Here is a 3,342-nt window from a genome sequence, read left to right as displayed (position 1 = left end):
GCCGTACCGAGCCTTCGCATTACTCAGCGAAGATCTCGATACGGCCGCGCGCTCGGTTAAGCCGACTTTTGGGGCTCCCGCGCTAGAACACCAGCACGATCGACGGCCAGCCGAACGATCCCGACAGGGTTTCGCTGCCCTCGTAGCGGGGCGTCAGCAGGTGAAGACCACGCGAGAGCTTCGGCAGCGTCACCGTCTTCTTGCCCGACGCGTCGAGGGTTGCGGTCGCGATGCGCTTCACACCGTCGTAGATGGCGACGTCTCCGGTGGGAACCACGCCGTCGGCGCGAACCGTGACCGAGTACTTCACCGGCGAGTTGCCGAACACGACGAGCTTGTTCGCCGAACCGCTCGTCGACGTGGGGCTCTTCTCCACGGGCGGCGGCGTTGCGACCACCGCGAGCGGCACGTCGACCGAGGTGCCCGTTTCGGGAACGGAGACGGTGAGCACGAGGTCGCCGGTCACCGCGTCGGCGGGGATGGTGACCGTGACACTGGCGCGGCCCACCTCGTCGGTGGTGTCGACGATCGCCGGGTCGATCGGCGCCCGGGCGAGTTCGACCCCGCCGGCGCTGACGACCGCCGTGCCCGCGTTCGGCTCACCGTTGCTGAACAGCAGCGACGAGAGAGCGAGTGTCACCTGGTCGCCCGGGGCGAACGGGCCAGCCGCTCCCACGGTCACTCCCACGGCGCGCTGTGCGTAGTCGGGCGATGCCACCGGGTTGGCCTCGAAGTACTCCACCATGCTCTGCAGGTCGACCTTGCCCGAGTCGGCACGGTTGGTGCCGAGCGCCAGGGTGCCGAAGTTGTCGCCGCCCGATGCCAGGAACGAGTTGACGGTGACCCGGAAGCTGTCGCCCGCGCCGGCCAGTTCGCCGTTCACGTAGATGGCGTCGATGCGGTCGCCGGCCGCGGCGGTCGGGTCGTAGGTGTACTCGAGCGACTTCGAGGTGCCGAGCTTGAGGAACGGACGGCTCGCACCGGCGGGCTGCCACTGCTCTTCCAGCACCGACTTGAGCTGCGCGGTGCTGAGGTCGAGCGTGACCAGCGTGTTGGCGAAGGGCTGCACGCCCGCCGCCTCCTTGTAGGTGAGGTTTCCGGCGGGGTCACCGCTGCCGCTCGAGGCGTACTTCAGGTCGGCCCGCAGTCCGCCCGGGTTCATCAGCGCGATGTCGGCACCCGAGTCGGCGGTCGCCCACAGCTGCACGTCGGCGACGAAGTTTCCGAGCGTCGACTCCCCGCCGCGGTTCTCGGCGAAGGTGGCGCCCGTCTGGCGTGCCCGGTTGAAGTCGGCGCTGATCTCGCCGACCTTCACCGCACCCTTGACGTTGGCCACGGCCACGGCGTCCGCCACGATCTTGGCGACCTCCGGGTCGGGCGCGAACGCGCCAGCGAGGGGCAGCACCTCGGCCGAGAGGCTCAGGATCGCTCCGCTCGCCGGGTCGACCGACAGGTCGAGGTGGGCGAACTTCTCGCCGTACTGGCCCGCGGCGAGTACCGGCCGCAGGGTGTTGGTACCGGCGATCGGAATCTCGTGGTCGTAGGAGAGGTGGGTGTGGGCGCCCATGATCGCGTCGATGTTCGCGTTCGCCCCGGTGACGATGCGGCCGAAGGCCGAGTCATCCGTCGAGCTCGCAATACTTGCGGTCGCGGCTCCCTCGTGTACGAGCAGCACGATCGCGTCGGCTTCGCCGTTCGCCTCGTTGCCGTCGCTCAGCAGGTCGGCCACGCGGTTGACCTCGGGCACCACCTCACGTACGTCGAGCGTCGAGATGCCGTCGGGGCTGACCAGGTCGGGCAGCTCCTCCGTCATGGCGCCGATGAACCCGACGGTGACGCCGTCGAACTCCTGCAGCGAGTACTGCTGGTAGGCCGGCTCGTTCGTCGTCGTGTCGTAGATGTTGGCGGACAGGTAGTCCCACTCGGCGGCCGGCTCGATACGGTCGTCGACGTCGGCGCGGCCCTGGTCGAACTCGTGGTTGCCGAGCGCGCTGGCCGAGAGGCCGATCTCGTTGAGCGCGTCGATCGTCGGCTCGTCGTTCTGGATGAACGAGGTGAACGTCGAGGCGCCGATGAGGTCGCCGCCGCCCACGAACGTCGTGTTCGGGTTGGCCGCGCGGTACGAGTCGACCATGCCGCCGAGCACTGCTGCGCCGGCGATCGGCGGGGCCGCTTCGAGGCGGCCGTGGAAGTCGGCGACCGCGACGATGTCGATGTCAACGGGGGCCGGTGCCGAGTTGATGCCGATCACGATCGGGTCGTGGTCGCTCGAACGGTAGGGCGTGCCCGGCTCGGTGGCGCCGTAGGCGTAGCCGCGGTCGCTCCATTCGGGCGAGTTGATGTTCCAGACGTCGACTCCGGTGACGGATGCCGCGAGCTCCGGTGTCGCGAACGCGTGGTCGAGTGATCCGAGCTCACCGTCGAAGGTGTAGGTGTACTCGTCGTCGGTCTTCACCGGCACGAGGTCGACGAGGCCGGCCGCGGTCAGCTCCTGGATCGGGTCTTCCTCGGCGTACGCGTTGAAGTCTCCGACGAGCAGAACGTTCTCGCCCTTGCTCGGGTCGGCTTTGACGGTCTCGACCATCGCGACGAGCCGCTTGGCCTGCTGCACGCGCTCCGCATTGAAGAATCCCTGCAGGTCGGCGGGCTCGGGGTCGGTGCTGCCGGTCGGCCGGCTCTTCGACTTGAAGTGGTTGGCGACGACGGTGACGATCTGGCCGTTGGCGTTGGTCTCGAACGTCTGGGCGAGCGGTTCGCGCGCGATGTTCCACACGGTCTCGTCGCTGTCGGCGAAGCTGTCGCCCACGGGGGTGACCGCGGCGGGCTTGTAGATGATCGCGTTGGTGATGAAGTCGGTCGTGGCCGCGTCGCGCAGCACCTGCGGGGTGGGCACGAAGGCCCAGGTTCCGGGTGCGCTCGCTGCGTTCAGCGCGTTGACGAGGTCGCCGAGGGCTTCGTCGGCCGGCTCGCCGAGCTTCACCGAGTTCTCGATCTCCATGAGTCCGACCACGTCGGCGTCGAGCGCGTTGATGGCCGAGACGATCTTCGACTGCTGCACCGCGAACTGCGCCGCGTTCGATGCGCCGCGCGCGTCGCCGCCGAAGGTCGTGAAGTAGTTGAAGACGTTGAACGCGGCGGCGGTGACGTCGCCGCCGACCGCGGCGGGCGCGGCGGTGCGCGGGTTCAGCGACTCCCAGGTCGGCTCGTAGGCGGCGTACTCGGCGGGCGAGGCGTCGCTGAGCGGGCGCTGCGGCTGCAGCCGCCAGTCGTCGAAGCCCCAGCCGAGGATCATTCCGGCCGCGGGGGCGACGAAGCGGTCGCCGTTGCGCACGACGGTCGCGG

At 69.1% G+C, this 3,342-nt stretch carries 1 protein-coding gene; it reads right to left on the bottom strand.

Annotated features, from left to right (window positions below):
- Window positions 1-82 precede the first annotated feature (82 nt).
- On the bottom strand, window positions 83-3,342 hold a 3,260-nt coding region (locus ACLQ6X_RS04685), incomplete at its 5' end, for an ExeM/NucH family extracellular endonuclease (protein WP_411699009.1).

It is taken from the genome of Conyzicola sp. (genome assembly GCF_046714715.1).
Lineage (GTDB): Bacteria > Actinomycetota > Actinomycetes > Actinomycetales > Microbacteriaceae > Conyzicola.
The sequence above is the reverse complement of the archived record's forward strand: the minus strand, read 5'-3'. Positions and strand labels throughout refer to the sequence as shown.